Annotated in this window: 23 protein-coding genes and 1 tRNA gene; 15 read left to right on the top strand and 9 right to left on the bottom strand. The window is 54.3% G+C overall.

What is annotated here, in order from left to right:
• Positions 1–90: 90 nt before the first annotated feature.
• The 3 genes from OGY35_RS17770 to OGY35_RS17760 all read left to right on the top strand — a co-directional run bounded on the left by OGY35_RS17770 (position 91) and on the right by OGY35_RS17760 (position 2,447).
• On the top strand, positions 91–951 hold the full coding sequence (locus tag OGY35_RS17770) for a pirin family protein (protein WP_178823416.1): 861 nt from the start codon (positions 91–93) through the stop codon (positions 949–951).
• 195 nt (positions 952–1,146) lie between these two features.
• A tRNA-Ser gene (locus OGY35_RS17765) sits at positions 1,147–1,234 on the top strand.
• A 646-nt stretch (positions 1,235–1,880) separates the two neighbouring features.
• On the top strand, positions 1,881–2,447 hold the full coding sequence (locus OGY35_RS17760) for a B3/B4 domain-containing protein (protein WP_286633008.1): 567 nt from the start codon (positions 1,881–1,883) through the stop codon (positions 2,445–2,447).
• On the opposite strand, the gene OGY35_RS17755 is transcribed toward OGY35_RS17760, so the two are convergent.
• Positions 2,442–2,579 (bottom strand): hypothetical protein, encoded by a 138-nt coding sequence (locus tag OGY35_RS17755; RefSeq protein WP_178827978.1) that lies wholly within the window; start codon positions 2,577–2,579, stop codon positions 2,442–2,444. The genes OGY35_RS17760 and OGY35_RS17755 overlap by 6 nt on opposite strands.
• Positions 2,580–2,864: 285 nt before the next feature.
• On the opposite strand from OGY35_RS17755, the gene OGY35_RS17750 reads away from it, so the two are divergent.
• Positions 2,865–3,260, top strand: coding sequence for a VOC family protein (locus tag OGY35_RS17750; protein ID WP_286633007.1), 396 nt, complete (start codon positions 2,865–2,867; stop codon positions 3,258–3,260).
• 206 nt (positions 3,261–3,466) lie between these two features.
• Here the strand turns inward: OGY35_RS17750 and OGY35_RS17745 are convergent, their stop codons facing one another.
• From OGY35_RS17745 to OGY35_RS17730, 4 genes are all read right to left on the bottom strand, one after another.
• Positions 3,467–3,715: a DUF4282 domain-containing protein gene (locus OGY35_RS17745; RefSeq protein ID WP_286633006.1), complete on the bottom strand. Its 249-nt coding sequence runs from the start codon at positions 3,713–3,715 to the stop codon at positions 3,467–3,469.
• A gap of 408 nt (positions 3,716–4,123) precedes the next feature.
• Complete coding sequence (gene clpA, locus OGY35_RS17740) at positions 4,124–6,400, bottom strand: ATP-dependent Clp protease ATP-binding subunit ClpA (RefSeq protein WP_152405282.1); 2,277 nt, start codon at positions 6,398–6,400, stop codon at positions 4,124–4,126.
• 30 nt (positions 6,401–6,430) lie between these two features.
• Complete coding sequence (clpS, locus tag OGY35_RS17735; RefSeq protein WP_042320277.1) at positions 6,431–6,751, bottom strand: ATP-dependent Clp protease adapter ClpS; 321 nt, start codon at positions 6,749–6,751, stop codon at positions 6,431–6,433.
• A 98-nt stretch (positions 6,752–6,849) separates the two neighbouring features.
• Positions 6,850–6,924, bottom strand: coding sequence for a hypothetical protein (locus OGY35_RS17730; protein ID WP_212807582.1), 75 nt, complete (start codon positions 6,922–6,924; stop codon positions 6,850–6,852).
• A 150-nt stretch (positions 6,925–7,074) separates the two neighbouring features.
• Between OGY35_RS17730 and cspD the strand changes: the two genes are divergently transcribed.
• On the top strand, positions 7,075–7,296 hold the full coding sequence (gene cspD, locus OGY35_RS17725) for a cold shock-like protein CspD (protein ID WP_042284847.1): 222 nt from the start codon (positions 7,075–7,077) through the stop codon (positions 7,294–7,296).
• A 75-nt stretch (positions 7,297–7,371) separates the two neighbouring features.
• Here the strand turns inward: cspD and macB are convergent, their stop codons facing one another.
• Positions 7,372–9,318, bottom strand: coding sequence for a macrolide ABC transporter ATP-binding protein/permease MacB (macB, locus tag OGY35_RS17720; protein WP_152405283.1), 1,947 nt, complete (start codon positions 9,316–9,318; stop codon positions 7,372–7,374).
• Positions 9,315–10,433 carry a macrolide transporter subunit MacA gene (gene macA, locus OGY35_RS17715; protein WP_371895611.1) on the bottom strand — a complete coding sequence of 373 codons (1,119 nt, stop codon included), beginning with the start codon at positions 10,431–10,433 and terminating at the stop codon, positions 9,315–9,317. Before macA ends, macB begins: the two co-directional genes overlap by 4 nt.
• A 145-nt stretch (positions 10,434–10,578) precedes the next feature.
• Between macA and OGY35_RS17710 the strand changes: the two genes are divergently transcribed.
• The gene (locus OGY35_RS17710; RefSeq protein WP_286633005.1) at positions 10,579–11,529 is read left to right on the top strand and encodes a VirK/YbjX family protein; all 951 of its coding nucleotides are present in this window, start codon (positions 10,579–10,581) and stop codon (positions 11,527–11,529) included.
• Here the strand turns inward: OGY35_RS17710 and OGY35_RS17705 are convergent.
• A complete protein-coding gene (locus tag OGY35_RS17705; protein WP_286633004.1) occupies positions 11,526–13,184 on the bottom strand; it encodes an ATP-dependent endonuclease in 1,659 nt (552 codons plus the stop codon). The two genes, OGY35_RS17710 and OGY35_RS17705, sit on opposite strands and share 4 nt — an antisense overlap.
• A 412-nt stretch (positions 13,185–13,596) precedes the next feature.
• Between OGY35_RS17705 and aqpZ the strand changes: the two genes are divergently transcribed.
• The 4 genes from aqpZ (at position 13,597) to hcr (ending at position 18,126) form a co-directional block, all read left to right on the top strand.
• Positions 13,597–14,292 carry an aquaporin Z gene (gene aqpZ / locus OGY35_RS17700; RefSeq protein WP_178827702.1) on the top strand — a complete coding sequence of 232 codons (696 nt, stop codon included), beginning with the start codon at positions 13,597–13,599 and terminating at the stop codon, positions 14,290–14,292.
• A gap of 157 nt (positions 14,293–14,449) precedes the next feature.
• A complete protein-coding gene (locus tag OGY35_RS17695; protein ID WP_152405288.1) occupies positions 14,450–15,349 on the top strand; it encodes a LysO family transporter in 900 nt (299 codons plus the stop codon).
• Positions 15,350–15,493: 144 nt separating this feature from the next.
• Positions 15,494–17,146: a hydroxylamine reductase gene (gene hcp / locus OGY35_RS17690; protein WP_286633003.1), complete on the top strand. Its 1,653-nt coding sequence runs from the start codon at positions 15,494–15,496 to the stop codon at positions 17,144–17,146.
• 11 nt (positions 17,147–17,157) lie between these two features.
• Positions 17,158–18,126, top strand: a complete 969-nt coding sequence (hcr, locus tag OGY35_RS17685; protein WP_286633002.1) for an NADH oxidoreductase — start codon at positions 17,158–17,160, stop codon at positions 18,124–18,126.
• A gap of 90 nt (positions 18,127–18,216) precedes the next feature.
• Here the strand turns inward: hcr and OGY35_RS17680 are convergent, their stop codons facing one another.
• Positions 18,217–18,651, bottom strand: a complete 435-nt coding sequence (locus tag OGY35_RS17680) for a DoxX family protein (protein ID WP_046477860.1) — start codon at positions 18,649–18,651, stop codon at positions 18,217–18,219.
• Positions 18,652–18,804: 153 nt separating this feature from the next.
• Here OGY35_RS17680 and poxB point away from each other — a divergent pair, with 153 nt between their 5' ends.
• The 5 genes from poxB to OGY35_RS17655 form a co-directional block, all read left to right on the top strand.
• Positions 18,805–20,523: a ubiquinone-dependent pyruvate dehydrogenase gene (poxB, locus tag OGY35_RS17675; protein ID WP_286633001.1), complete on the top strand. Its 1,719-nt coding sequence runs from the start codon at positions 18,805–18,807 to the stop codon at positions 20,521–20,523.
• Positions 20,524–20,561: 38 nt separating this feature from the next.
• Entirely contained in the window at positions 20,562–21,563 is a 1,002-nt protein-coding gene (gene ltaE / locus OGY35_RS17670) for a low-specificity L-threonine aldolase (RefSeq protein ID WP_286633000.1), read from the top strand.
• 10 nt (positions 21,564–21,573) lie between these two features.
• On the top strand, positions 21,574–23,010 hold the full coding sequence (locus tag OGY35_RS17665; RefSeq protein WP_286632999.1) for an SDR family oxidoreductase: 1,437 nt from the start codon (positions 21,574–21,576) through the stop codon (positions 23,008–23,010).
• A gap of 92 nt (positions 23,011–23,102) precedes the next feature.
• Positions 23,103–24,116, top strand: a complete 1,014-nt coding sequence (locus tag OGY35_RS17660) for a 3-beta-hydroxysteroid dehydrogenase (RefSeq protein WP_152405293.1) — start codon at positions 23,103–23,105, stop codon at positions 24,114–24,116.
• 128 nt (positions 24,117–24,244) lie between these two features.
• The coding region (locus tag OGY35_RS17655) for a transposase domain-containing protein (protein WP_286631380.1) at positions 24,245–24,641 on the top strand (397 nt) is incomplete at its 3' end.

Here is a 24,641-nt window from a genome sequence, read left to right as displayed (position 1 = left end):
GAACGATGAGATTCATTTTAGCGACTACTCACCTCGCTGTCATGAATATAAGCTTATTCACAGGCCAGGAATACCATTGAGGAGATAATGATGAAACAGGTTACAGGCGTCTATACCGCACCTCGCCCGCACTGGGTTGGCGATGGATTTCCGGTTCGTTCACTGTTTTCGTACCAGTCCCACGCGCAGCAGCTGAGCCCGTTTCTGCTGCTCGACTATGCGGGTCCCCATACGTTCACGCCGGGAACGGAAAAGCGTGGTGTGGGTGAACATCCCCACCGCGGTTTTGAAACGGTGACAATAGTGTACAGCGGTGAAGTTGAGCATCGCGACTCAACGGGTCGCGGCGGCATTATTGGCCCTGGCGACGTGCAGTGGATGACGGCAGGCGCAGGCATTTTGCATGAAGAATTTCATTCTGAAGCCTTCACCCGCAAGGGAGGAGAACTGGAGATGGTACAACTGTGGGTAAACCTGCCAGCGAAAGACAAAATGACGTCACCGGGATACCAGAGCATCACTCAGGAACACATCCCAACCGTTGAGCTGCCGAACGAGGCAGGAACAGTACGAATCATTGCCGGTCAGTATCAGCAGACGACAGGACCGGCTCACACGTTCTCGCCGCTGAACGTCTGGGATATGCGGCTGCAGCAGGCGCGCCCGTTGACGCTTTTGCAGCCAGAGGGGTGGAGTACCGCACTGGTGATCCTGAAAGGTTCAATCAGGGTAAATGGCTCGACAACGGCAAATGAGGGGCAACTGGTCGTATTAAGTCAGCAAGGAGACTCAGTGCATCTGGAAGCCAGCGGTGATGCCAGCGTGTTGTTGCTGTCGGGGGAACCGCTGAATGAACCGGTAGTCGGTTACGGTCCGTTTGTCATGAATACCAAACAAGAAATTGCAGAAGCCGTTCGCGATTTTAACGCTGGCCGCTTTGGTCAAATCTGACCGGGAGGAGGTTGTAAGAATAGCAAAATGCGGGATTCATAACGCAGAAAAGCTTCCCCGACGGCATCGTTCGGGGAAGCTGTACAATGCGTAACCAAACGATAAGCAAAGCGTAAATACTGCTTGACCGTTTTAGCGCAACTCCCTATAGTAGCGCCCCGTTGCTCCCCAAGCGGTCAGGCAACAATACAATATGGTGAGGTGTCCGAGTGGCTGAAGGAGCACGCCTGGAAAGTGTGTATACGGCAACGTATCGGGGGTTCGAATCCCCCCCTCACCGCCATATTTCAGATGAGAGCCGGTACTTATGTATCGGCTCTTTTCTTTTATGTTCTCCATCGGGGGGGATGAGAATCCCCGACCGGGGTTCGACAACGGGCAAAGCCCGTTGGACAGACCGCAAACATCGTGAGCGGGCTGCCCGTCAGGGCGAGCGAAGCGAGTCAATCCCCCCCCTCACCGCCAATTTAAGAAAGAGCGCGTACGCAAGTACGGGCTTTTTTTTCGCATATCGCACACACTGTGGGGGGATGAGAATCCCCGACCGGGGGTCGACAACGGGCGCAGCCCGTTGGACAGACCGCGAACATCGTGAGCGGGCTGCCCGTCAGGGCGAGCGAAGCGAGTCAATCCCCCCCTCACCGCCATATTTAAGAAAGAGCTCGTACGCAAGTACGGGCTTTTTTTTCGCATATTGCACGCACTACGGGGGGATGAGATCAGAGATTTCCACCCGGGTAATGAAATCATCTGCAATTTTATTCAATACACATCAGAACAGCGACCGATATTCTGTCAGAAATAGTGCTAAGGAGAGAATGTCAATGCCGCTATGTTATGCCTCTGAAATTCATACGAGATTCAGGCAACTTCGTTCTGCGACGATCGGTGTTAATGGTATTCACGCAGATGCTAATTCGGGCGCACAAGTGGCTCAGTTACTTGCAGTCGCAGATAAGCGACTGGCGGCAACTCGCGAAGGCGAGTTTGCGGAGATTAAAGCCTGGCGTCGTGCTTTTTCCGAGTTAGGCCTTAAGCCTACGCAATATCGCTGCGCATCGGAATCTCTGCTAAGACGGTATCGCAAGAACGGAGAGTTGCCGACGCTACATCCGCTGATTGACCTGTGTAATGCGGCTTCCCTCGCCTTTGCCATACCGGTTGCTGCGTTTGACATCGACCGGATCAGCGGTGCGTTAACAGTGCGTTCAGCCTGTGGGGATGAACTCTATGAGACGTTTTCCGGGGAAACTGAACACCCTGAACCCGGTGAAGTTATCTTTGCCGATGATTCCGGGCGAGCCCATGCCCGACGCTGGACTCATCGACAAAGCGGTTGGTCGGCCGTTCGCCAACGTACGTCCAACGTGCTGATTGTCGCCGAAGCTTTGCACGAAACCGCACAGGATGACGTTGAAAACCTTATTGTCGCACTCACAGACGCCATATCTCAGGTATGGCCTGCAGCCATACGGACGGACATAAAGCGCTTATGAACCCAGCGCTTCGGTTTGCTGGTAATGGGTATTTGCGACGGTGGTACGTTGATACATTATTGCCAGGGCAAAAGTATTATCATCAATAAAGACGGTACCCCGCACGAGTGTGGGTATTTGTCTCTGAGCCATACTCTTCCCCATTATCCCGAGCAGTGGTATCCCATGATAATTTCGGGCTTTATTTTACGATGATAATTCCTGGGATTAATCAGTTTCAGGGAGGCTGCTGCGCTCAGATTAGGCAGTAACTTATTCATTCGTCGGGCATTCGGGATATAGCTTTCATCTGTCTATGCCACTCACATTCATTCTGGATTTGTGATTGAAAAATAAAGACTGGTATAAACACTTCCGTTCAGATCATCCGAACAGGCATAGTGACGAATGAGGATTTTTTTCACAACAGGAGTTGCCATGTTTTCTTATGTCATGTTGGGTACCAATAACCCGGAAGTTTCTTATAAATTTTATGCGCCACTAATGGAGGTGCTGGGATATCCCCTGGATGGTCGAAGTGAGAAAGGCGCCGCCTGGGGCACGTTTAAAAATAATAATTCTACAGGGCTATGTGTTGGCCTTCCCTTTAATCAACGTCCGGCAACATTTGGCAATGGCGTGATGGTGGCGCTTAATGCCTCCTCCGTTGATATAATTAACAAGCTCTATGCCTTAGCGTTAGAAAACGGTGGCGAGGATGATGGTCCTCCTGGCTACCGTCCACACTATGGTGATGATTTTTATAGTGCTTATGTCCGCGATCCTGACAAGAACAAAATTGCTTTTGTTTTTTACGATCCGACAAAAAAATAAAGTCCACTGTATTTGATATGTGCCTGCTCTGCCTCAACGTTTATCGTCTGCGACCTTTTATGGCTCTACAGGCCATCCGTTGATTCATTAACTTAGCTGAAACATCCTGACACTCTGCATGAATAAGCAAAGTGTCAGGATGTTATCTCAGTGTGAAAATAAACATCACATTGTAACAGGCCAGGATTAATACCAGGAAAACGCTATTATTCTGATTTATTGGCATTCTGTGCAATCAGGCGCAGATACTCATTGTTTTTAAACGCAATCATAATAAGTTCAAACATGACGCGACAGCCAACCAGACTAAAAATCGTGCCAAGTAATCCTGCAATGATTTGACCATTAAATATAGAAATTACGCCACCAATGACCACTAAGACCATAAAAATCCAGTATAAAAACACCATGATTTTAGGTGTCAGAAGACTATCAAAACCCAGAATTACTTTCATTTGGCTATCCTTAATAAATAAAATTTGAAGAAAACTGCAAGAACAACATATATTATCTATTTCAAAATGTAAATACTGATTTATTAGTCTGGCTACTATTCTATTGCGTTCTATTGTGAAACAATTGAAGGTGAGAATTTTCCGTGAATAGCGTGATAATGATTTCAGGATCATAATATTAGCTAAGCATGGAATATAATTTTATGAAATAAATATTGGTATTTATTATTAACTAATTATTAATATTCATCTTACCGTTTCCTCTGCTGGCGAAGAATAATCTGAAGGTAAAACGAGAAGGGAGCCATGGGGATGAAAACCGAACTATGAGGCAGATGTTTGTCTGTCCAGATAATAGAGAACCGGGCACATGGCCCGGTTCGTCAGTCAGCTAAGAGAGCGTTGAGATTAATGCGCGGCTTCCGGCTTGTGCTTCTGCGCACTCTGGAAGCCATAGGTCAGTTCATTTTTCTCTTTATCCAGTGCCACGGTCACCTGTCCGCCGTCCACCAGCGAGCCAAACAGCAGTTCGTTTGCCAGCGGTTTTTTCAGGTTATCCTGAATCACACGCGCCATTGGACGTGCGCCCATTGCCCGATCGTAGCCCTTCTCAGCCAACCAGTTGCGCGCTTCCTGACTGACTTCCAGGGAGACACCTTTCTGATCCAACTGGACCTGCAGCTCGACAATGAACTTATCGACAACCTGATGGATCACCTCAGTAGACAGGTGTTCGAACCAGATAATATTGTCGAGACGGTTACGGAACTCCGGCGTAAACACTTTCTTGATTTCACTCATCGCATCAGTGCTGTTGTCCTGATGAATCAGGCCAATCGATTTACGTTCCGTTTCGCGTACACCGGCGTTGGTGGTCATGACCAGCACCACGTTACGGAAATCGGCTTTACGCCCGTTATTATCCGTCAGCGTGCCGTTGTCCATCACCTGCAGCAGCAGGTTAAAGACATCCGGGTGCGCTTTTTCAATTTCATCCAGCAGCAGTACCGCATGAGGATGCTTGATGACCGCATCCGTCAACAGACCACCCTGATCAAAACCCACGTATCCCGGAGGCGCACCAATCAGGCGGCTGACGGTATGACGTTCCATATACTCGGACATGTCAAAACGCAGCAGTTCGATTCCCAGCGCTTTGGAAAGCTGTACCGTGACCTCTGTTTTCCCGACACCGGTCGGCCCGGCAAACAGGAAGGAACCCACCGGCTTATGCTCGTGTCCCAGACCCGCGCGGCTCATCTTGATGGCTTCGGTCAGCGCCTCAATGGCTTTATCCTGCCCAAAGACCAGCATTTTCAAACGGTCGCCAAGGTTTTTCAGCGTATCGCGATCGCTTTGTGACACGCTCTTTTCCGGAATACGCGCAATACGCGCGACCACAGACTCGATATCCGCCACGTTAACGGTTTTCTTGCGTTTGCTGACCGGCATCAGACGCGCACGCGCACCGGCTTCGTCAATGACGTCAATCGCTTTATCCGGCAGATGACGATCGTTGATATATTTCACCGCCAGCTCAACCGCCGCACGCACCGCTTTCGCGGTATAACGCACGTCGTGGTGCGCTTCGTACTTCGGCTTCAGGCCGTTGATAATCTGTACGGTCTCTTCCACCGACGGTTCAGTAATATCAATTTTCTGGAAGCGACGGGCTAACGCACGGTCTTTCTCGAAAATATTGCTGAACTCCTGATAGGTCGTGGAGCCAATCACGCGGATCTTACCGCCGGAAAGCAGCGGTTTAATCAGGTTTGCGGCATCCACCTGGCCGCCCGATGCTGCACCCGCACCAATAATGGTGTGGATCTCGTCGATAAACAAAATACTGTTGGTATCCTGCTCCAGCTGTTTCAGCAGTGCTTTAAAGCGTTTTTCAAAGTCACCGCGGTATTTGGTGCCCGCCAGCAGCGAACCGATATCCAGTGAATAAATCGTGCAATCGGCCATCACTTCCGGCACGTCGCCCTGCACGATACGCCAGGCCAGTCCTTCGGCAATCGCCGTTTTCCCGACGCCGGATTCCCCGACCAACAGCGGGTTATTTTTACGCCGACGGCACAGCACCTGAATGGCACGCTCCAGTTCTTTGTCGCGGCCGATCAGCGGGTCAATACCGCCAACACGGGCAAGCTGGTTAAGGTTTGTCGTGAAGTTCTCCATACGTTCCTCCCCGCCAGCTTGCTCTTCGGTATTGGGCTGACTGCCGGGATCGGATGACTGACTCGGCTCATCTTTGCGCGTACCGTGAGAAATAAAGTTGACTACGTCAAGACGGCTGACCTCATGCTTACGCAACAGGTAGGCCGCCTGAGACTCCTGTTCGCTAAAGATGGCAACCAGCACGTTCGCGCCAGTCACTTCACTACGCCCGGAGGACTGAACGTGGAAAACCGCACGTTGCAGAACGCGCTGAAAGCTCAGCGTCGGCTGCGTGTCGCGTTCTTCTTCGCTGGCAGGCAGTACGGGTGTGGTTTGTTCTATGAAGGCTTCGAGTTCCTGACGGAGCGCCACGAGGTCCACGGAACACGCTTCCAGCGCTTCGCGGGCCGATGGGTTACTGAGCAGCGCCAGTAACAAGTGCTCGACGGTCATAAACTCATGACGGTGCTCGCGCGCTCTGGCGAAAGCCATGTTTAAACTGAGTTCCAGTTCTTGATTGAGCATAGGCACCTCCCCCAATTTTTATGCCTGCATTCAGGCTTTTTCCAGCGTACACAGCAACGGATGCTCGTTCTCCCTCGCATACGTGTTCACCATCGCCACTTTGGTCTCCGCGACCTCTGCGGTGAATACACCGCAAATGGCTTTACCGTGATAGTGAACCGCAAGCATCAGTTGCGTTGCACGTTCTACATCATAAGAAAAGAATTTTTGTAACACGTCAATAACAAACTCCATCGGAGTATAATCATCATTGACTAATATCACTTTATACATAGATGGCGGTTTAAGCGCGTCACGCACTTTATCTGCCGCCAGCTGGTCAAAATCCAGCCAGTCGTTCGTCTTACCCATTGTCAGTCGTCATCTTCAGTTACGGTTACCGGCAGAACAGTCTGCCGCTGACAAGAGCGGATGTGCACACTCAATCTACCTCAATTAATAGATAACTATCATCTATCACTGGCATCCGCGACATCTGTCACATTCCCGCCAATAGCGTTAACTGCTTCAAATTTTTGATTCATTTTTACCCACTGCCCCCCGTCAGATGCTTGACGCCCCGCCTGATTTCTCTAAATTGTAGTTTCGAGAGTTGGCGAGGTTTTGAACAACCCCCACTCCACCACCGGTTCATTCCATCTTACTTATATAAGATTTACGAAGGATGTCGAAGCATGGAAACGGGTACTGTTAAGTGGTTCAATAATGCCAAAGGGTTTGGTTTCATCTGCCCTGAAGGCGGCGGCGAAGATATTTTCGCTCACTATTCCACCATTCAGATGGATGGTTACAGAACGCTAAAAGCCGGACAGTCTGTCCAGTTTGATGTTCACCAGGGGCCAAAAGGCAATCACGCCAGTGTCATCGTGCCTATCGAAGCAGAAGCTGTTGCATAGCTCTTCTGTCTCATTGTGTACATCCCGCAGATAAAATGCCAGCCCGATCGGCTGGCATTTTTATTTCCCGCAACGTTACTCTCGCGCCAACGCATCGACCGGATCCAGTCGCGCCGCGTTGCGCGCCGGTAACCAGCCGAACAGAATACCGGTAAAGGTAGAGCACAAAAATGCCGTCAGCAGCGCTACCGGCGAGAAGCCAATCTCCCAACCGGGCAGGAACAGCTGCAGCGTGAAGGCGATCAGCATCGACAGGCTGATACCCAGCGCGCCGCCGACCAGGCAGACCAGCACCGCTTCAATCAAAAATTGCTGCAACACATCGCTGGCGCGTGCGCCAACTGCCATCCGGATACCTATCTCCCGCGTACGCTCCGTGACCGACACCAGCATAATGTTCATCACGCCGATCCCGCCGACCACCAGTGAAATCACCGCCACCAGCGTCAGGAACAACTGAAGAGTACGTGTGGTCTTTTCGGCGGTTTTCAAGACACCGTCCATATTCCAGGTGAAGAAATCCTTTTTGCCATGACGCAGCGTCAACAGTCGGGTGAGTTGCTGTTCGGCCTGCGCGCTGTCGAAGCCCTCTTTCACCCGCACGGTGATCGAGTTCAGCCACGACTGCCCCATAATGCGCCCGGACATCGTGCTGTAGGGCAACCAGACGCGTAGAATTTTGCTGCTGCCAAACATCGACTGCTTCTCTTCTGCTACGCCAATCACCGTCGCAGGCATGTTGCCCACGAGGATCACTTCGCCCACCACGTTCGCCTTATGCGGGAATAACTGACGTCGGGTGTTGCTGTCGAGCACCACGACCTGCGCGCGGCCATTAAGCTGTTCGCGGTTAAAGGTGGTTCCTTCACTGAAGGTCATGCCGTAGACGTTAAAATAGTCGCCGCTCACCCCGTTTGCACTGGCGGCAACATCGGTGTTGCCATAGCGCAAGCGCAGATTCTGCGACACGGCGGGCGTGGCGGAGGTTACCCATGGCTGTTTCTGGATAGCGGCGAGATCGTCGTATTTCAGCGCCTGCTGGTACTGCGGGTCGTCGTCACCAAAATCTTTGCCAGGGTAGATATCAATGGTGTTGGTCCCGATGGCGCGGATGTCCGCCAGCACCAGTTGCTTCGCCGCATCACCGACGACCACAATCGACACCACCGACGCGATACCGATAATAATCCCGAGCATCGTGAGCAGCGTGCGCATTTTGTTGGCCGCCATCGCCAACCACGCCATCGTAAGCGCTTCACGGAATCCGCTGATAAACTGACTCCAGCCGGACGCCGTTTTCACCGTCGGTTCCTGAATCCCCTGTCCCTGAACGGCACGCTTCGCGGGCGGATTACGCACAATTTCGCCATCATGAATTTCAATCACCCGTTCCGCCTGGGCCGCGACCAGGGGATCGTGGGTGACGATAATCACCGTGTGCCCGCGATCGCGCAGCTGATGCAGGATAGCCATCACTTCTTCACCGGAACGGCTGTCGAGCGCGCCCGTGGGCTCATCGGCGAGGATCACCTGTCCGCCGTTCATCAGCGCGCGGGCAATACTGACGCGCTGCTGCTGACCGCCGGAAAGCTGCGAGGGTTGGTAATCGACGCGATCGCCCAGGCCAAGCCGCTGGAGCAGTTCCTGCGCGCGCACCAGACGCTGTTTCCGCTCCGTTCCGGCGTAAACGGCGGGGACTTCGACGTTTTGCGCCGCCGTCAGGTGAGACAGCAAATGATAGCGCTGGAAAATAAAGCCGAAATGCTCCCGGCGCAGCTGCGCCAGCGCGTCACGATCCAACGTTGATACATCGCGTCCTGCCACCCGATAGGTGCCGCTGGTGGGTTTATCGAGGCATCCCAGAATATTCATCAGCGTGGATTTGCCGGAGCCAGACGCCCCCACGATCGCCACCATTTCGCCGGCATTGATCTGTAGCGTGATGCCTTTCAGCACCTCCACCTGTTCTTCTCCGGAGGGGTAACTGCGACGAATATTGCTCAGCTCAAGCAATGCCGTCATTGTACGGCTCCCGGTTTACCCTCGCCCGTCACCACTTCATCCCCGGCTTCCAGCCCTTTCACAATCTCCACGTCGGTGTCATTGCGCGCGCCAATTGACACCTCACGCTCACGGGTTTCGCCGTTACGCAGCAGAGTCACCTTGTAGCGATTGTCCCCGACCGGATCGCCCAACGCGGAAAGCGGGATCGTCAGAACGTTTTTTACATCGGTTAGTTGAATGTGGACCTGTGCGGTCATCTCCAGTCGCAGAATGCCTTTTGGATTGGGCACTTCAAAACGGGCGTAATAGAAAATGGCATCATTAACCTTTTCCGGCGTCGGCAACACATCTTTCAGCGTCCCTTCGTAACGGGTTTGCGGATCGCCCAGCACGGTAAACCAGGCCTTTTGCCCCGGTTTAAGGTGAATCACATCGGCTTCAGAAACCTGCGCTTTCACCAGCATCGTGCTCATATCCGCCAGCGTCAGAATGTTCGGCGCTTGCTGCGCGGCGATCACCGTCTGACCTTGCAGGGTGGTAATCTGCGTGACTTCTCCAGCCATCGGCGCGACGATGCGTGTGTAGTCGAGATTGGTTTTCGCGGTATCCAGAGACGCCTGATTACGCTTGATCTGCGCATCGATGGTGCCGATTTGCGCCTGCTTCACCGCCATCTCCGTCGCGGCGGTGTCCAGATCCTGTTGCGATACGGCCTGGGTTTTTGCCAGTTGCTGCTGGCGAGAGAGCGTCACCCGCGCCAGTTTCCACTCAGCTTCGGCCTGCTGGCGTTGGGCGCGCAGTTCCATTAGCGTCGCTTCCACCTCTTTGATCTGGTTTTGTGCCTGTTCAGGGTCGATAACGCCAAGCAACTGGTCTTTCTTCACCTTGTCGCCAATCGCCACCGACAGCGTTTTGAGCTGACCGCTCACCTGCGCCCCCACATCCACTTTACGCAGCGCGTCGAGTTTGCCAGTTGCCAGCACGCTTTGCTGCAGATCTCCCGGACGCACAATCAGCGTCTGATAATTTGGCACTGGCGCATTCAGCGTCCGCCAAAGGGCAAATGCCCCCAGGATGAGAATGAATATAAGCAGCAGATAGCGCTTTTTAATTTTATTTCCCTTAATACCCATAGTGATCCTGATGGTAAGTTTTCAGCTGAAATTCAACAGTATCTAAACAAACCGCAAGCGGAAAGGACAGCGCTCAGGGCATTGACGATTGGTTAAGATTCAGCGTGTTTCAATTTTCGCAATCATCGCATTGCGGATTATGATCATGTCACAGATTACTGATAATACCTTTTACACTTCAGACGTTGCGTCTCCTTTACAATTATTTATGCGCCTGACGCGTGGTCAATTACTGCCGGGTAAATTCTGGCGGAAAGCCAGCTTTCGCCGTAAGTTTTTAATTCGCTCGCTGCTGATGCCAAGAGCCACCCGTCAACTGCTGGAAAATCTGACCCAGTGGCCTGAGCTGAATACGTTACTGACACGGCAACCCCGGTTACCTATCCGTCTGCATCGCCCGTATATGGCCGTAAATATTAAGCGCGATACCGCGCTGACTGCGCTCTGTAGCCATTACGATCTGCTGCGTCAGTTGTTCAGCCGCGAACAACTGGCCTGTTATTTAAGTCAGGGCGGTCTCAACCTGGCAAAAATTGAGGCTAAAGATGGTACGCCATTCCAGCTTGATTTAGTCAGTCTGGTCTCGCTGGATAAAGAAGGGGAAAGTACCGTTGTGATCCGCGATGATCGGATGCGTATTCTGGCAGAAATTACGTTCACATTCTGCACGTTAAACGGAAAACGCACCCTGTTTATCGGGGGCTTGCAGGGCGCGGCCAATGATGTCCCGCATGAGGTGATCCAGCAGGCCACCAAAGCCTGTTACGGCCTGTTCCCCAAAAGAATGGTGATGGAAGCGCTGTGTCAGTTCGCGCACATCGCCGGGGCGGAGCAGATTCTGGCGGTCAGCAACGCGGTACATGTTTATCGCAGTTGGCGCTATATGGATAAAAAAACGCAAATGCATGCCGACTACGACGCCTTCTGGGCGTCACTGGGCGGTGAAAAGACCGAGGGGGAATACTTCTCTCTGCCGCTGACCATTGCACGAAAAAGCGAGGCGGATATTGCCAGCAAAAAACGGGCTGAATACCGCCGTCGCTATGCGCTGCTCGACAGCGTCGTCACGCAGGTTCCGCAGCGGTTACAGAATTAATCCGCTCGACCGCGCGCCAGCCACAGCACCCGTGAGAACATATGTCTCAGCAGCGTCGGCACCGCATCCACACCCCGCCGCCCGGCTTCCATCGCCACTTCGATGGCTAAGTCGGGCTTCGATGAGCGATGGATCGCCTTCGAAATGATTTTACGCATATTCATCGGCACGTTTTCCGGGATTTGCGCCACCCGGTGAAAGACATCGGAAAACCCTTGCCGGTACATAAAGTGTTCCATATCCAGCGCGGGTAGCGTGGTCAGGTGCTCTCGCTCTTCCTCCCGATCGTTATTCAGCAGGCTTCGCACCGTGGCGGCATATTTTTTCCCGGCTTCATCACCATCCACCAGCACATGCCACTCAATGCCCATCCGCCGGGCGAATTTCACCAGCGGCTTGAGACCGGACTGCGCAAATTCGATCACCTTAATCCCTTCGGCGTCAAAATGATGGCCACACTGGCGGGCCAGTTCGTTAATCACCCAGGTTTCTGTTTCGCCTTCCACCAGCAGCCAGCAGCGGGCAAACAGCGAAGAGGCGCGGTTAAAGCGAATGTGAAAGGCAATGCGTCGGCCATCCTCGGCGCTCAGACCACCCGGCCCCAGACGCCAAGCCGCCACGCGCGAGGATTCACGCACCAGACGACAGACATGCTCCACGGGGGTCAACGAGAGTAATTCGCCCGAGTTAGTGGTCGTGATACGCTGAAGCGGCAGCAGATTCAGCAACTGCCACGCCACTGACAGCATAATAGGATGCAGGCGCGTTTCCGGATCTTCCACCAACAGCAACGGCCTGGCATCTTTATGCAATCTGACCGTGCCCTTCGCCTGCAACAGCGTGGAGAACAGTCCCAGCAGAATCACCCGGTGAGTACGCCCGCCAGGTTTGTCAATCATCCGGTTGATGATATCGAGATAGCGCCAGCTTCGCTGCTCGTTGGCGGAGCGTCGACGCATTAAGCGGTGGCGGGACTGTGAAGTACCCTGCTCGGTAAAATAGTGCTCCAGCAGTTGCACCATCGCCGAAAGGCCCTGGCGAATCTGTCCGTCGGTGAGATTCTGCGGGCGCATCGCCAGTTCCCGGGCGAGAAAATCCAGTTGCCGGGCGGTGACTTCCACATCGTCAACCTCCGGCACCGTACCGTTACGGATGCGGCGCATAAACCGTGCATCGCGTAAGCGCAGCACCGGCATCAGGCGCACCAGATGTCGCGCCTGTTCGTTGATATCGTCCACCGCCAGTGGGTGCCCGTCGCCGTCGAGAAAACTGCGCAGCGTCATCACGCTGCCGTCTTCTCCGCATTCGCCTTCAAGGCGATAAAAGATGCGCTGAAAGCCATCGTGGCACGGCGCCCAGCACGCCTCCAGCGGCCGATAGCGTCGAACCCGGTAGCGACCGGGTTGCGATTCACGAAACGTCAGCACGATATGCAGGTGATGTTCACGGCCTTTTATATCGCCAGGAGGAAACCAGAAATCGTCACGGTCAAAATGATACAACTCTGATTCGGGTGACAGCAGCAGCGTTAACGCATCCAGTAAACTTGATTTACCCCAGGCGTTCTCACCAATCAGGACGTTGTTCTGCTCGAGCATCAACGACAGTCGATTGATACCGCGAAATCCCACTATCTCAACGCGTTCGAGAATCATGTTTCCTCCAGAAAACCTTCACTTTTCCTTTAAGCTCCTCGCAGTATAACTGCAAAAGCCGGCGCGGGACGTGATATGGACATTATTACGCTGGCTAACTGTACGAAGGGTGAACGATTTATTCTTTTCTCTTTCATTCGTAATAGAGAGCAGGCATGTTTGGCAGGACATAAATAAATCCGTTTGCGTTAATTCTCCTTCATATGACTATGCGCTACACTTTCCCCTAAGATAAATCTATGGAAGGAATGACGCCGCATTGCCCTAAATCAAACTAAGAGGCTTTATTTGACTAGAGAACGGATGACGATCGTTTTTAAAATAGCGAGCTATTTATTTTGTCGTCATTCAGGCGAACAGTAAATATCAATTACCGCAACGCTTTTGCGGTTATTTTTACATTGAGGTGGATATGTTTAGAAAATTAGCAGCCGAATGTTTTGGTACATTCTGGCTTGTTTTTGGTGGCTGCGGCAGCGCCGTACTGGCAGCAGCGTTTCCGGAATTAGGTATTGGTTTTGCGGGTGTCGCACTGGCATTCGGCCTGACCGTATTAACCATGGCTTTTGCCGTTGGTCATATTTCCGGCGGGCATTTTAACCCGGCAGTGACATTAGGCTTATGGGCCGGCGGTCGTTTCCCGGCAAAAGACGTCATTGGCTACATTATTGCCCAGGTGGTGGGCGGTATTATTGCCGCAGCGGTACTGTATCTGATTGCCAGCGGTAAAGCCGGCTTTGATGCGACGGCCAGCGGTTTCGCCTCCAACGGTTATGGCGAGCATTCACCGGGCGGTTACTCCATGCTGTCCGCGATCGTTATCGAAATCGTGCTGACTGCCGGTTTCCTGCTGGTGATTCACGGTGCCACTGACAAACATGCACCGGCGGGCTTTGCGCCAATCGCTATCGGTCTGGCATTGACCTTGATCCACCTGATCAGTATTCCGGTGACCAATACGTCTGTTAACCCGGCGCGTAGCACCGCGGTCGCCATCTTCCAGGGCGGTTGGGCATTAGAACAACTGTGGCTGTTCTGGGTGATGCCGATTATTGGCGGTATTCTCGGTGGCCTTATTTACCGTACGCTGCTCGAAAAACGCGATTAATGTCAGAAGGTCCGACGGCATATGCCCGCTGGACCAAACACTCTTCAGCCGGATAAGGCATCGTCCCTGTCCGGCTTTTATTTTGCATCTTTACTGAACCCGCGTTATTGGGTAGTGTCATGGCGCTGTCTCGCTAATTCAAAGGACCCGGCTGTTCATGTTTTCAGGACTACTCATCATTCTGCTCCCGCTGATAGCAGGTTATCTCATTGTGCTTCGGCACACCGCGGCATTAAAACTGATCAATCGGCTCTTAAGCTGGATGGTTTATCTGATTCTCTTTTTTATGGGGATCAGCCTGGCCTTTTTAGATAACCTGGCGAGCAACCTGCTGGCGATATTTCACTATTCCGCCGTCAGTATTACCGTTATTTTACTGTGTAATATTGCCGCATTACTGTGGCTGGAACGCACGTTACCCTGGCGTCACCATCACCAGCAGGAGAAACTGCCCTCCCGTATCGCGATGGCGCTTGAGTCGCTGAAGTTGTGCGGCGTGGTCGTGATCGGCTTTCTGCTGGGCTTGAGCGGTCTGCCCATTTTGCAACACGCCACAGAGGCGAGCGAATATACGCTGATCCTGTTACTGCTGTTGGTCGGGATCCAGTTACGCAATAGCGGTATGACGTTAAAGCAGATCGTCCTGAACCGGCGTGGCATGATTGTGGCGGTCGTGGTCGTCGCCAGCTCCATGATTGGCGGCCTGATCAACGCGCTGATTCTCGACCTGCCAATGAAAACCGCGCTGGCAATGGCGTCGGGTTTTGGCTGGTACTCCCTGTCGGGTATTTTGCTGACCGAATCCTACGGTCCAGTGATCGGCAGCGCCGCGTTCTTTAACGATTTGGCGCGCGAACTGCTCGCGATTATGTTGATCCCGGGACTGGTGCGCCACAGTCGCTCTACCGCGCTGGGACTGTGTGGCGCCACATCAATGGACTTTACCCTGCCGGTGTTACAGCGTACCGGTGGGCTGGAGATGGTTCCGGCGGCGATTGTCCACGGCTTTATCCTCAGTTTGCTGGTGCCCATTTTGATGGCCTTTTTCTCCGCTTAACTCCCTCTCTGGCGGTAGGGTTCTGCCGCCAAAATTGAGCTAAATCAATCTCCCTGTAAATTGTATCAGAAATACCTTTTCTCCCTTTACGCACAGGCATAACCTTAAACATGTATATTAAATATAACTTTAAAAGGTGTGACCATGTTTTGTGTGCAATGTGAACAAACCATCCGTACTCCGGCAGGAAACGGCTGCTCTTACGCGCAGGGTATGTGCGGTAAAACGGCTGAAACCTCTGACCTGCAAGATCTGCTGATTGCCTCCCTACAAGGCCTGTCTGCATGGGCGGCTAAAGCGCGTGAATATGGCATCATTGATCATGACGTCGATAACTTTGCGCCGCGTGCTTTCTTCTCCACGCTGACCAACGTTAACTTCGATTCCCCGCGTATCGTCGGCTATGCCCGCGACGCTATCGCGATGCGTGAAGCGCTGAAAGCCCAGTGCCTGAGCGTTGACGCCGATGCGCACTGCGACAACCCCATGGCTGACCTGCAACTGGTGAGCGACGATCTGGGCGACCTGCAACGTCAGGCTGCCGAATTTACCCCGAATAAAGACAAAGCCGCCATTGGCGAGAATATCCTCGGCCTGCGTCTGCTGTGTCTGTACGGCCTGAAAGGTGCGGCGGCCTATATGGAACACGCACACGTTCTCGGTCAATACGACAACGACATCTACGCGCAGTACCATAAAATTATGGCGTGGCTGGGCACCTGGCCTTCCGATATGAACGCTCTGCTGGAGTGCTCCATGGAAATCGGCCAGATGAACTTCAAAGTGATGAGCATTCTGGATGCGGGTGAAACCACCAAATACGGTCACCCGACGCCAACACAAGTCAATGTCAAAGCCACTGAAGGCAAATGCATCCTGATCTCCGGCCACGACCTGAAAGATCTGTACAACCTGCTGGAACAAACCGAAGGTACCGGCGTTAACGTCTATACCCACGGTGAAATGCTGCCGGCGCATGGCTATCCGGAACTGCGCAAATTCAAACATCTGATTGGTAACTACGGCAGCGGCTGGCAGAACCAGCAGGTCGAATTTGCCCGCTTCCCGGGGCCTATCGTGATGACCTCAAACTGCATCATCGACCCGACCGTGGGCAGTTACGACGACCGTATCTGGACCCGTAGCATCGTCGGTTGGCCGGGTGTAAGCCACCTGGAAGGTGACGACTTCGGTCCGGTTATCGCACAAGCGCAGCAAATGGCGGGCTTCCCGTACAGCGAAATTCCGCATCTGATCACCGTCGGTTTCGGTCGTCAGACGCTGCTGGGCGCGGCGGACACCCTGATCGATCTGGTGAGCCGTGAAAAACTGCGTCACATCTTCCTGGTTGGCGGTTGCGACGGCGCGCGCGGCGAACGCAACTACTTCACCGATTTCGCCACCAGTGTACCGGACGACTGCCTGATCCTGACCCTGGCCTGCGGTAAATACCGTTTCAACAAGCTGGAGTTCGGCGATATTGAAGGTCTGCCACGTCTGGTCGATGCCGGTCAATGTAACGACGCTTACTCCGCCATCATTCTGGCCGTGACGCTGGCAGAAAAACTGGGCTGCGGCGTGAATGACCTGCCGCTGTCTCTGGTGCTCTCCTGGTTCGAACAAAAAGCGATTGTCATTCTGCTGACCCTGCTCTCCCTGGGCGTGAAAAACATCGTGACCGGTCCGACCGCGCCAGGCTTCTTCACGCCAGATCTGCTGGCGGTACTCAACGAGAAATTTGGTCTGCGTTCTGTGACCACCGTTGAAGAAGACATGAAGCAATTGCTGAGCGCGTAAGGAGTTAAGACATGACAATGCCAACGAATCAGTGCCCATGGCGGATGCAGGTTCACCACATCCATCAGGAAACGCCGGATGTATGGACAATTTCGTTGTTGTGCCACGACTATTATCCGTATCGCGCCGGGCAGTATGCACTGGTGAGCGTGCGTCATTCAGCGGACACGCTGCGCGCTTACACCCTCTCTTCAACGCCGGGCGTCAGCGAGTACATTACGCTGACCGTTCGTCGGATTGATGATGGTGCGGGCTCACAGTGGTTAACCCGCGACGTGAAGCGCGGCGACTACATCTGGCTGTCCGATGCGATGGGCGATTTCACCTGCGAAGATAAAGCCGATGATAAGTTCCTGATGCTGGCGGCCGGTTGTGGCGTCACGCCGATCATGTCGATGCGTCGCTGGTTGGCAAAGTACCGTCCGCATGCGGATGTCCAGGTCATCTTCAACGTGCGTTCGCCACAGGATGTCATTTTCGCCGAAGAGTGGCGTCAGTATCCGGTCACGCTGGTGGCGGAAAATAACGCCACCGACGGTTTCGTGGCCGGTCGCCTGACCACGGAACTGCTGCAACGTGTTCCTGACCTGACGTCTCGTACCGTGATGACCTGTGGTCCGGCACCGTATATGGATTGGGTCGAGCAGGAAGTGAACGCGCTGGGCGTGACGCGCTTCTTTAAAGAGAAGTTCTTCACCCCGGTGGCAGATGCAGCAACCAGCGGTCTGAAATTTACAAAACTACAACCGGCGAAAGAATTTTACGCGCCGGTCGGTACGACGCTGCTGGACGCGCTGGAAAGCAACCAGGTGCCGGTGGTTGCCGCCTGCCGCGCCGGTGTATGCGGATGCTGTAAAACAAAAGTCGTGGATGGAAATTACACGGTGAGCAGCACCATGACGCTAACAGAGGCGGAAATTGCCGACGGCTACGTGCTGGCCTGCTCCTGCCATCCGCAGAGTGACCTGGTTCTCGCCTGACAGCAGATTGCCGCATGACGCTGCGCTTATCCGGCCTACGAGAGCAATGGTAGGCCGGATAAGGCATTTACGCCGCCATCCGGCAATTTCTCACCGCCACGCCGAATTGCCAGCAACCGAAAACCGTCCCGCCCCTAAAAACGCCACCGCCAGCGCGCCGATAAAGAAATAGACCAGGCTTTCAATCGCCCAGGCCCCGGTTTTATCCAGCGCCCAGGTTTCATTGATCCCGACCATCAGCCACGCCACAATCATGGTGAACGCCAGTACCAGCGCCGCCGGACGCGTCAGGATCCCGAGAATAATCAGGCAAGGCGCAATCACTTCGCCCACCAGCACACCGTACGCAATAAAGCCCGGTAGCCCTTTGGCAATCAGCATTCCGCTGATGCCATCAATGCCGGCAAACAGCTTATGCAGCCCGTGAAACAGCATTAATCCCCCAACCGCCAGGCGTAATAAAAACTTGCCAAAATCCTCGTGCGTCAGCATCCGATTCACTGCATTTAACAATGTTGTAAGCATCTGAGTTTACTCCTGGTTCGCCCTGATTTTTTTTCACGCTACGCGTTATCCCCCCTGAAAGGAAGCTGCTGAAAATAAGGGGGTGCCACGCAGCGTAATCAGTATCTTCATCTAAACTTGTAACCGGTATCACAATTAAGGAGATGGAAAACCATGAAACAAACGGTTGCCGCTTTTATTGCTAAAACACTGGAACAGGCGGGTGTGAAACGTATCTGGGGCGTGACGGGCGATTCGCTGAACGGCCTGAGCGACAGTCTTAATCGCATGGGAACGATTGAGTGGATGTCGACCCGTCATGAAGAGGTGGCCGCCTTCGCGGCGGGTGCGGAGGCACAGCTAACCGGCGAACTGGCGGTTTGTGCAGGTTCCTGTGGCCCCGGTAACCTGCACCTGATCAACGGCCTGTTTGACTGTCATCGCAACCACGTCCCGGTGCTGGCCATCGCCGCCCACATCCCTTCCAGTGAAATTGGCAGCGGGTATTTTCAGGAAACACACCCGCAGGAACTGTTCCGCGAATGCAGCCACTATTGCGAGCTGGTTTCCAGCCCGGAGCAGATCCCTCAGGTACTGGCGATTGCCATGCGCAAAGCGGTGCTCAATCGCGGCGTCTCGGTAGTGGTCTTACCGGGCGATGTGGCGTTAAAACCCGCGCCAGAAAGCGCCAGCACCCACTGGTATCACGCGCCGTTACCGATCGTCACGCCAGCGGAAGAAGAGTTAAGAAAGCTGGCCCAACTGCTGCGTTATTCCAGCAATATCGCCCTGATGTGCGGCAGCGGCTGTGCGGGGGCGCATAAAGAACTGGTCGAGTTCGCCGCCAAAATTAAAGCCCCCATCGTTCACGCCCTGCGCGGCAAAGAGCATGTCGAATACGACAACCCGTATGATGTGGGAATGACCGGGCTTATCGGCTTCTCTTCCGGCTTCCATACCATGATGAACGCCGACACGCTGGTGCTGCTCGGTACGCAGTTCCCCTACCGCGCGTTCTATCCAACCGATGCCAAAATCATTCAGATTGATATCAACCCTGCCAGCATCGGTGCGCACAGCAAGGTCGACATGGCGCTGGTCGGCGATATCAAAGCCACTCTGACGGCGCTTCTGCCGCTGGTGGAGGAGAAAACCGAGCGTAAGTTCCTGGATAAGGCGTTGAGCGATTATTGCGATGCGCGTAAGGGCCTTGATGACCTCGCCAAACCCAGCGAAAAGGCGATTCATCCACAGTACCTCGCGCAGCAAATCAGCCATTTCGCCGCCGATGACGCCATCTTTACCTGCGATGTCGGTACGCCGACGGTGTGGGCCGCCCGCTACCTGAAAATGAACGGCAAGCGCCGACTGCTGGGCTCGTTTAACCACGGCTCAATGGCTAACGCTATGCCGCAGGCGCTGGGTGCACAGGCCACCGCCCCAGGACGTCAGGTGATCGCCCTATGCGGCGATGGCGGATTCAGTATGCTGATGGGGGATTTCCTGTCGGTGGTCCAGATGAAGCTTCCGCTTAAAATCGTGGTCTTTAACAACAGCGTGCTGGGCTTTGTGGCGATGGAGATGAAAGCGGGCGGTTATCTCACCGACGGTACGGCGTTGCACGACACCAACTTCGCCCGCATTGCCGAAGCATGCGGCATCACCGGCATTCGGGTGGAAAACGCCGCCGACGTTGATGAAGCGCTGCAGCGCGCCCTGTCGATTGACGGTCCGGTGCTGGTGGATGTGGTTGTCGCAAAAGAAGAGCTGGCCATTCCGCCGCAGATCAAACTGGAGCAGGCCAAAGGTTTCAGCCTGTACATGCTGCGTGCCATCATCAGCGGTCGCGGCGATGAGGTTATCGAACTGGCAAAAACCAACTGGCTCAGGTAAAACAATGCACATCGCCTTTCAAACAATAGGGATGTGCAATGATAGATCTACGCAGTGATACCGTCACCCGTCCGGGTAGCGCCATGCTCGAAGAAATGATGGCCGCCCCGGTCGGAGACGACGTGTACGGAGATGACCCTACCGTTAACGCGCTCCAGCAATACGCCGCTGACCTTTCTGGTAAAGAAGCGGCGTTATTTTTACCCACCGGCACTCAGGCCAACCTCGTGGCGCTACTCAGCCACTGCGAGCGCGGCGAGGAGTATATCGCCGGTCAGGGGGCGCATAACTATCTGTATGAAGCCGGTGGCGCAGCGGTGCTCGGCAGCATTCAACCGCAGCCCATTGACGCTGCGGGCGATGGTACGCTGCCGCTGGATAAAGTCGCCGCTAAAATTAAGGCCGATGACATCCATTTTGCCCGTACCCGCCTGCTGAGCCTGGAAAATACACACAACGGCAAAGTGCTGCCGCGTGAGTATCTGCGCGAGGCGTGGGAGTTTACCCGTGAGCGCGGTCTGGCGCTGCACGTTGACGGCGCGCGTATTTTTAACGCCGTCGTGGCCTACGGGTGTGAACTCAAAGACGTCGCGCGGTATTGCGACTCCTTTACCATCTGCCTGTCAAAAGGGCTGGGAACGCCGGTGGGATCGTTACTGGTCGGCAGCCGCGATTATATCAAGCGCGCCACGCGCTGGCGCAAAATGACCGGCGGCGGCATGCGTCAGGCCGGTATCCTGGCGGCGGCCGGACTGTATGCCCTGAAAAATAACGTTGCCCGTCTGCAGGACGATCATGACAACGCGGCCTGGCTGGCAGAACAACTGCGGGAAGCCGGGGCGGACGTGATGCGTCACGACACCAACATGCTGTTTGTTCGCGTGGGTGAAGCCAACGCGGCGGCCCTGGGCGAGCACATGAAGGCACATGGCGTGCTGATCAACGCGTCGCCGATTGTCCGTCTTGTGACCCACCTGGACGTCTCACGGGAACAGCTTGCCGATGTTGTCGCCCACTGGCGCACGTTCCTGAATCGTTAAGGAGAGAGATGTGCCGCAACGCATAGTGGTTCTTGGCGCCAGTGGTTACATTGGTCAGCATCTGGTGCAGGCGCTCAGCCAGCAAGGACACCAGGTGCTGGCGGCGGCACGTCGCATTGAGCGACTGGAAAAACAACAGTTACCCAACGTCAGCTGTCATAAGGTCGACCTGAACTGGCCGACGCATCTTTCTTCTCTGCTGACAAATGTCGATACCGTTTACTATCTGGTGCATGGTATGGGAGAAGGCGGCGATTTTATCGCCCATGAACGTCAGGTCGCGCTTAACGTACGTGACGCCCTGCGTGAAACGCCGGTCGGGCAGTTGATTTTTCTTAGCTCCCTGCAGGCACCGGAGCACGAGCAGTCCGACCATCTGCGGGCCCGGCAGATAACCGCCGATACCCTGCGTGAATCTGGCGTGCCGATGACGGAACTGCGCGCCGGGATTATCGTCGGTGCCGGTTCCGCCGCTTTTGAAGTCATGCGCGACATGGTCTACAACCTGCCGATACTGACCCCGCCGCGCTGGGTTCGTTCGCGCACCACGCCCATTGCGCTGGAAAATCTGCTGTACTATCTGGTGGCGCTGCTGGAGCACCCTTCCCCGACGCATCGGATCCTCGAAGCCGCCGGGCCGCAGGTGCTCAGCTACCAGGAGCAGTTCGAACATTTCATGGCGGTGAGCGGCAAACATCGCTGGCTTATCCCCATCCCCTTTCCGACCAGTTGGATTTCAGTCTGGTTCCTGAACGTCATCACCTCGGTGCCGCCGACCACCGCGAAAGCGTTGATACAGGGCCTCAGACACGACCTGCTGGCCGATGACAGCGAACTACGGGCATTGATACCCCAGAAGCTTATCGCCTTTGACGACGCCGTACGCAGCACGCTAAAGGAAGAAGAGGAACTGGTGAATTCCAGCGACTGGGGCTATGACGCACAGGCGTTTGCCCGCTGGCGACCTGAATATGGTTTTTTCGCCAAACAGGCCGGATTTACCGTGAAGACGCACGCCAGCTTGTCGGCATTGTGGCGAGTCGTGAACCGTCTGGGCGGCAAAGAGGGCTATTTCTTCGGCAATGCCTTGTGGAAGATCCGCGCGGCGCTGGATCGGTTAGTCGGTCATCGGCTGGCAAAAGGTCGTCCGGAACACGAACTGCTTCAACCGGGCGATGCCGTAGACAGTTGGAAAGTGATTATCGTCGAGCCGGAAAAACAGCTCACGCTGCTGTTTGGCATGAAGGCACCGGGGCTGGGACGGTTAAGTTTTACCCTTGAAGATAAAGGTGACCATCGCGAGATTGACGTCCGTGCCTGGTGGCATCCGCATGGTATGCCGGGGCTATTCTATTGGCTGCTGATGATCCCGGCGCACCTGTTTATTTTCCGGGGGATGGCAAAAAAAATTGCCAGACTTGCAGAACAAATCACAGATAAATCGTAAAAACTTACTGTATTGTTTCACGTTTCCCATTGCATACCGACGTAATTCACGGAAGAATGCGCACGACGTTTTATTAAACACAGTGGACTGATATGAAGGTACTGGTTACCGGCGCAACCAGCGGCTTAGGACGAAACGCGGTTGAGTTTTTGCGCAACAAAGGCATCAGCGTCAGAGCGACCGGTCGCAACGAAGCGATGGGTAAACTGCTCGAGAAAATGGGCGCGGAGTTTGTGCATGCGGATCTGACCGAGCTGGTCTCTTCGCAGGCGAAAGTCATGCTTGCGGGCATTGATACGCTGTGGCACTGCTCAAGTTTCACCTCTCCCTGGGGAACCCAGGAAGCCTTTGATCTGGCAAACGTTCGTGCGACCCGCCGTCTTGGCGAATGGGCCGTCGCATGGGGTGTGCGTAACTTTATCCATATCTCCTCCCCGTCGCTTTACTTCGATTATCACCATCATCGCGATATCAAAGAAGATTTTCGCCCGCATCGTTTTGCTAACGAGTTTGCCCGCAGCAAAGCCGCCGGAGAAGAGGTCATCAGCCTGCTGGCCCAGGCCAATCCGCAGACGCGGTTTACGGTGCTACGCCCGCAAAGCCTGTTTGGTCCGCATGACAAAGTGTTTATCCCCCGTCTGGCGCACATGATGCACCACTACGGCAGCGTGCTGTTGCCGCATGGCGGCAGCGCGATGGTTGATATGACCTATTATGAGAACGCTGTCCACGCTATGTGGCTGGCGAGTCAGACACTGTGCGACACCCTGCCTTCGGGTCGGGTGTACAACATCACCAACGGTGAGCCCAGAACCCTGCGCAGTATCGTGCAAAAACTGATTGATGAACTGAACATCCACTGCCGGATCCGCTCAGTGCCCTACCCGATGCTGGATATGATCGCTCGCAGCCTGGAGCACTTTGGTAATAAGTCAGCCAAAGAGCCAGCGTTAACCCACTATGGGGTGTCGAAGCTGAATTTCGACTTTACGCTGGATATCAGTCGCGCCGAAGAGGAACTGGGGTATAAGCCGAGGGTGACGCTGGATGAAGGCATTGTGCAAACCGCCGCGTGGCTACGCGACCACGGAAAACTGCATCGCTAAGGCAGCGAGCCAATAAATACGTAAAAACGGCAACCCGAAGGTTGTAATGCCGATCAGTTAAGGATCGGTTGAACGATCCAGTGGTTGTGTAAGAATCCGGAAATGCTCACCCGTTTCCGGATTTTTTTATGCACCTTGGACAGGCTGTTGATCTGGTATCCCGTTACGATTCTCTGCGTAATCCACTGACTTCTCTGGGCGACTATCTGGACCCGGAACTGCTCTCCCGCTGTCTGGCCGAAGCCGGCACCGTCACCCTGCGCAAGCGTCGTCTTCCGCTGGAAATGATGGTCTGGTGTATTGTCGGCATGGCCCTTGAACGAAAGGAACCCCTTCATCAGATCGTGAACCGGCTGGACATCATGCTGCCGGGCAGTCGTCCCTTTGTCGCACCCAGCGCGGTGATCCAGGCCCGGCAGCGTCTGGGCAGCGAGGCCGTCCGGCGCGTGTTCACGCAAACAGCACAACTCTGGCATCATAGCACTCCACATCCACACTGGTGCGGCCTGACCCTGCTGGCCATCG

The organism is Citrobacter sp. Ct235 (assembly GCF_030332305.1).
GTDB lineage: Bacteria > Pseudomonadota > Gammaproteobacteria > Enterobacterales > Enterobacteriaceae > Citrobacter_A > Citrobacter_A telavivensis.
Note: the sequence above shows the minus strand (reverse complement) of the source record. Positions and strands in the feature narration are given on the sequence as shown.

Excerpts from the sequence above, each read along its gene's own strand:
- OGY35_RS17770 (WP_178823416.1), top strand. The coding sequence starts at position 91 with ATGAAACAGGTTACAGGCGTCTATACCGCACCTCGCCCGCACTGGGTT.
- OGY35_RS17755 (WP_178827978.1), bottom strand. The coding sequence starts at position 2,579 with ATGGCTCAGAGACAAATACCCACACTCGTGCGGGGTACCGTCTTTATT.
- OGY35_RS17750 (WP_286633007.1), top strand. The coding sequence starts at position 2,865 with ATGTTTTCTTATGTCATGTTGGGTACCAATAACCCGGAAGTTTCTTAT.
- OGY35_RS17745 (WP_286633006.1), bottom strand. The coding sequence starts at position 3,715 with ATGAAAGTAATTCTGGGTTTTGATAGTCTTCTGACACCTAAAATCATG.
- clpA (WP_152405282.1), bottom strand. The coding sequence starts at position 6,400 with ATGCTCAATCAAGAACTGGAACTCAGTTTAAACATGGCTTTCGCCAGA.
- clpS (WP_042320277.1), bottom strand. The coding sequence starts at position 6,751 with ATGGGTAAGACGAACGACTGGCTGGATTTTGACCAGCTGGCGGCAGAT.
- cspD (WP_042284847.1), top strand. The coding sequence starts at position 7,075 with ATGGAAACGGGTACTGTTAAGTGGTTCAATAATGCCAAAGGGTTTGGT.
- macB (WP_152405283.1), bottom strand. The coding sequence starts at position 9,318 with ATGACGGCATTGCTTGAGCTGAGCAATATTCGTCGCAGTTACCCCTCC.
- macA (WP_371895611.1), bottom strand. The coding sequence starts at position 10,433 with ATGGGTATTAAGGGAAATAAAATTAAAAAGCGCTATCTGCTGCTTATA.
- OGY35_RS17710 (WP_286633005.1), top strand. The coding sequence starts at position 10,579 with ATGTCACAGATTACTGATAATACCTTTTACACTTCAGACGTTGCGTCT.
- OGY35_RS17705 (WP_286633004.1), bottom strand. The coding sequence starts at position 13,184 with ATGATTCTCGAACGCGTTGAGATAGTGGGATTTCGCGGTATCAATCGA.
- aqpZ (WP_178827702.1), top strand. The coding sequence starts at position 13,597 with ATGTTTAGAAAATTAGCAGCCGAATGTTTTGGTACATTCTGGCTTGTT.
- OGY35_RS17695 (WP_152405288.1), top strand. The coding sequence starts at position 14,450 with ATGTTTTCAGGACTACTCATCATTCTGCTCCCGCTGATAGCAGGTTAT.
- hcp (WP_286633003.1), top strand. The coding sequence starts at position 15,494 with ATGTTTTGTGTGCAATGTGAACAAACCATCCGTACTCCGGCAGGAAAC.
- hcr (WP_286633002.1), top strand. The coding sequence starts at position 17,158 with ATGACAATGCCAACGAATCAGTGCCCATGGCGGATGCAGGTTCACCAC.
- OGY35_RS17680 (WP_046477860.1), bottom strand. The coding sequence starts at position 18,651 with ATGCTTACAACATTGTTAAATGCAGTGAATCGGATGCTGACGCACGAG.
- poxB (WP_286633001.1), top strand. The coding sequence starts at position 18,805 with ATGAAACAAACGGTTGCCGCTTTTATTGCTAAAACACTGGAACAGGCG.
- ltaE (WP_286633000.1), top strand. The coding sequence starts at position 20,562 with ATGATAGATCTACGCAGTGATACCGTCACCCGTCCGGGTAGCGCCATG.
- OGY35_RS17660 (WP_152405293.1), top strand. The coding sequence starts at position 23,103 with ATGAAGGTACTGGTTACCGGCGCAACCAGCGGCTTAGGACGAAACGCG.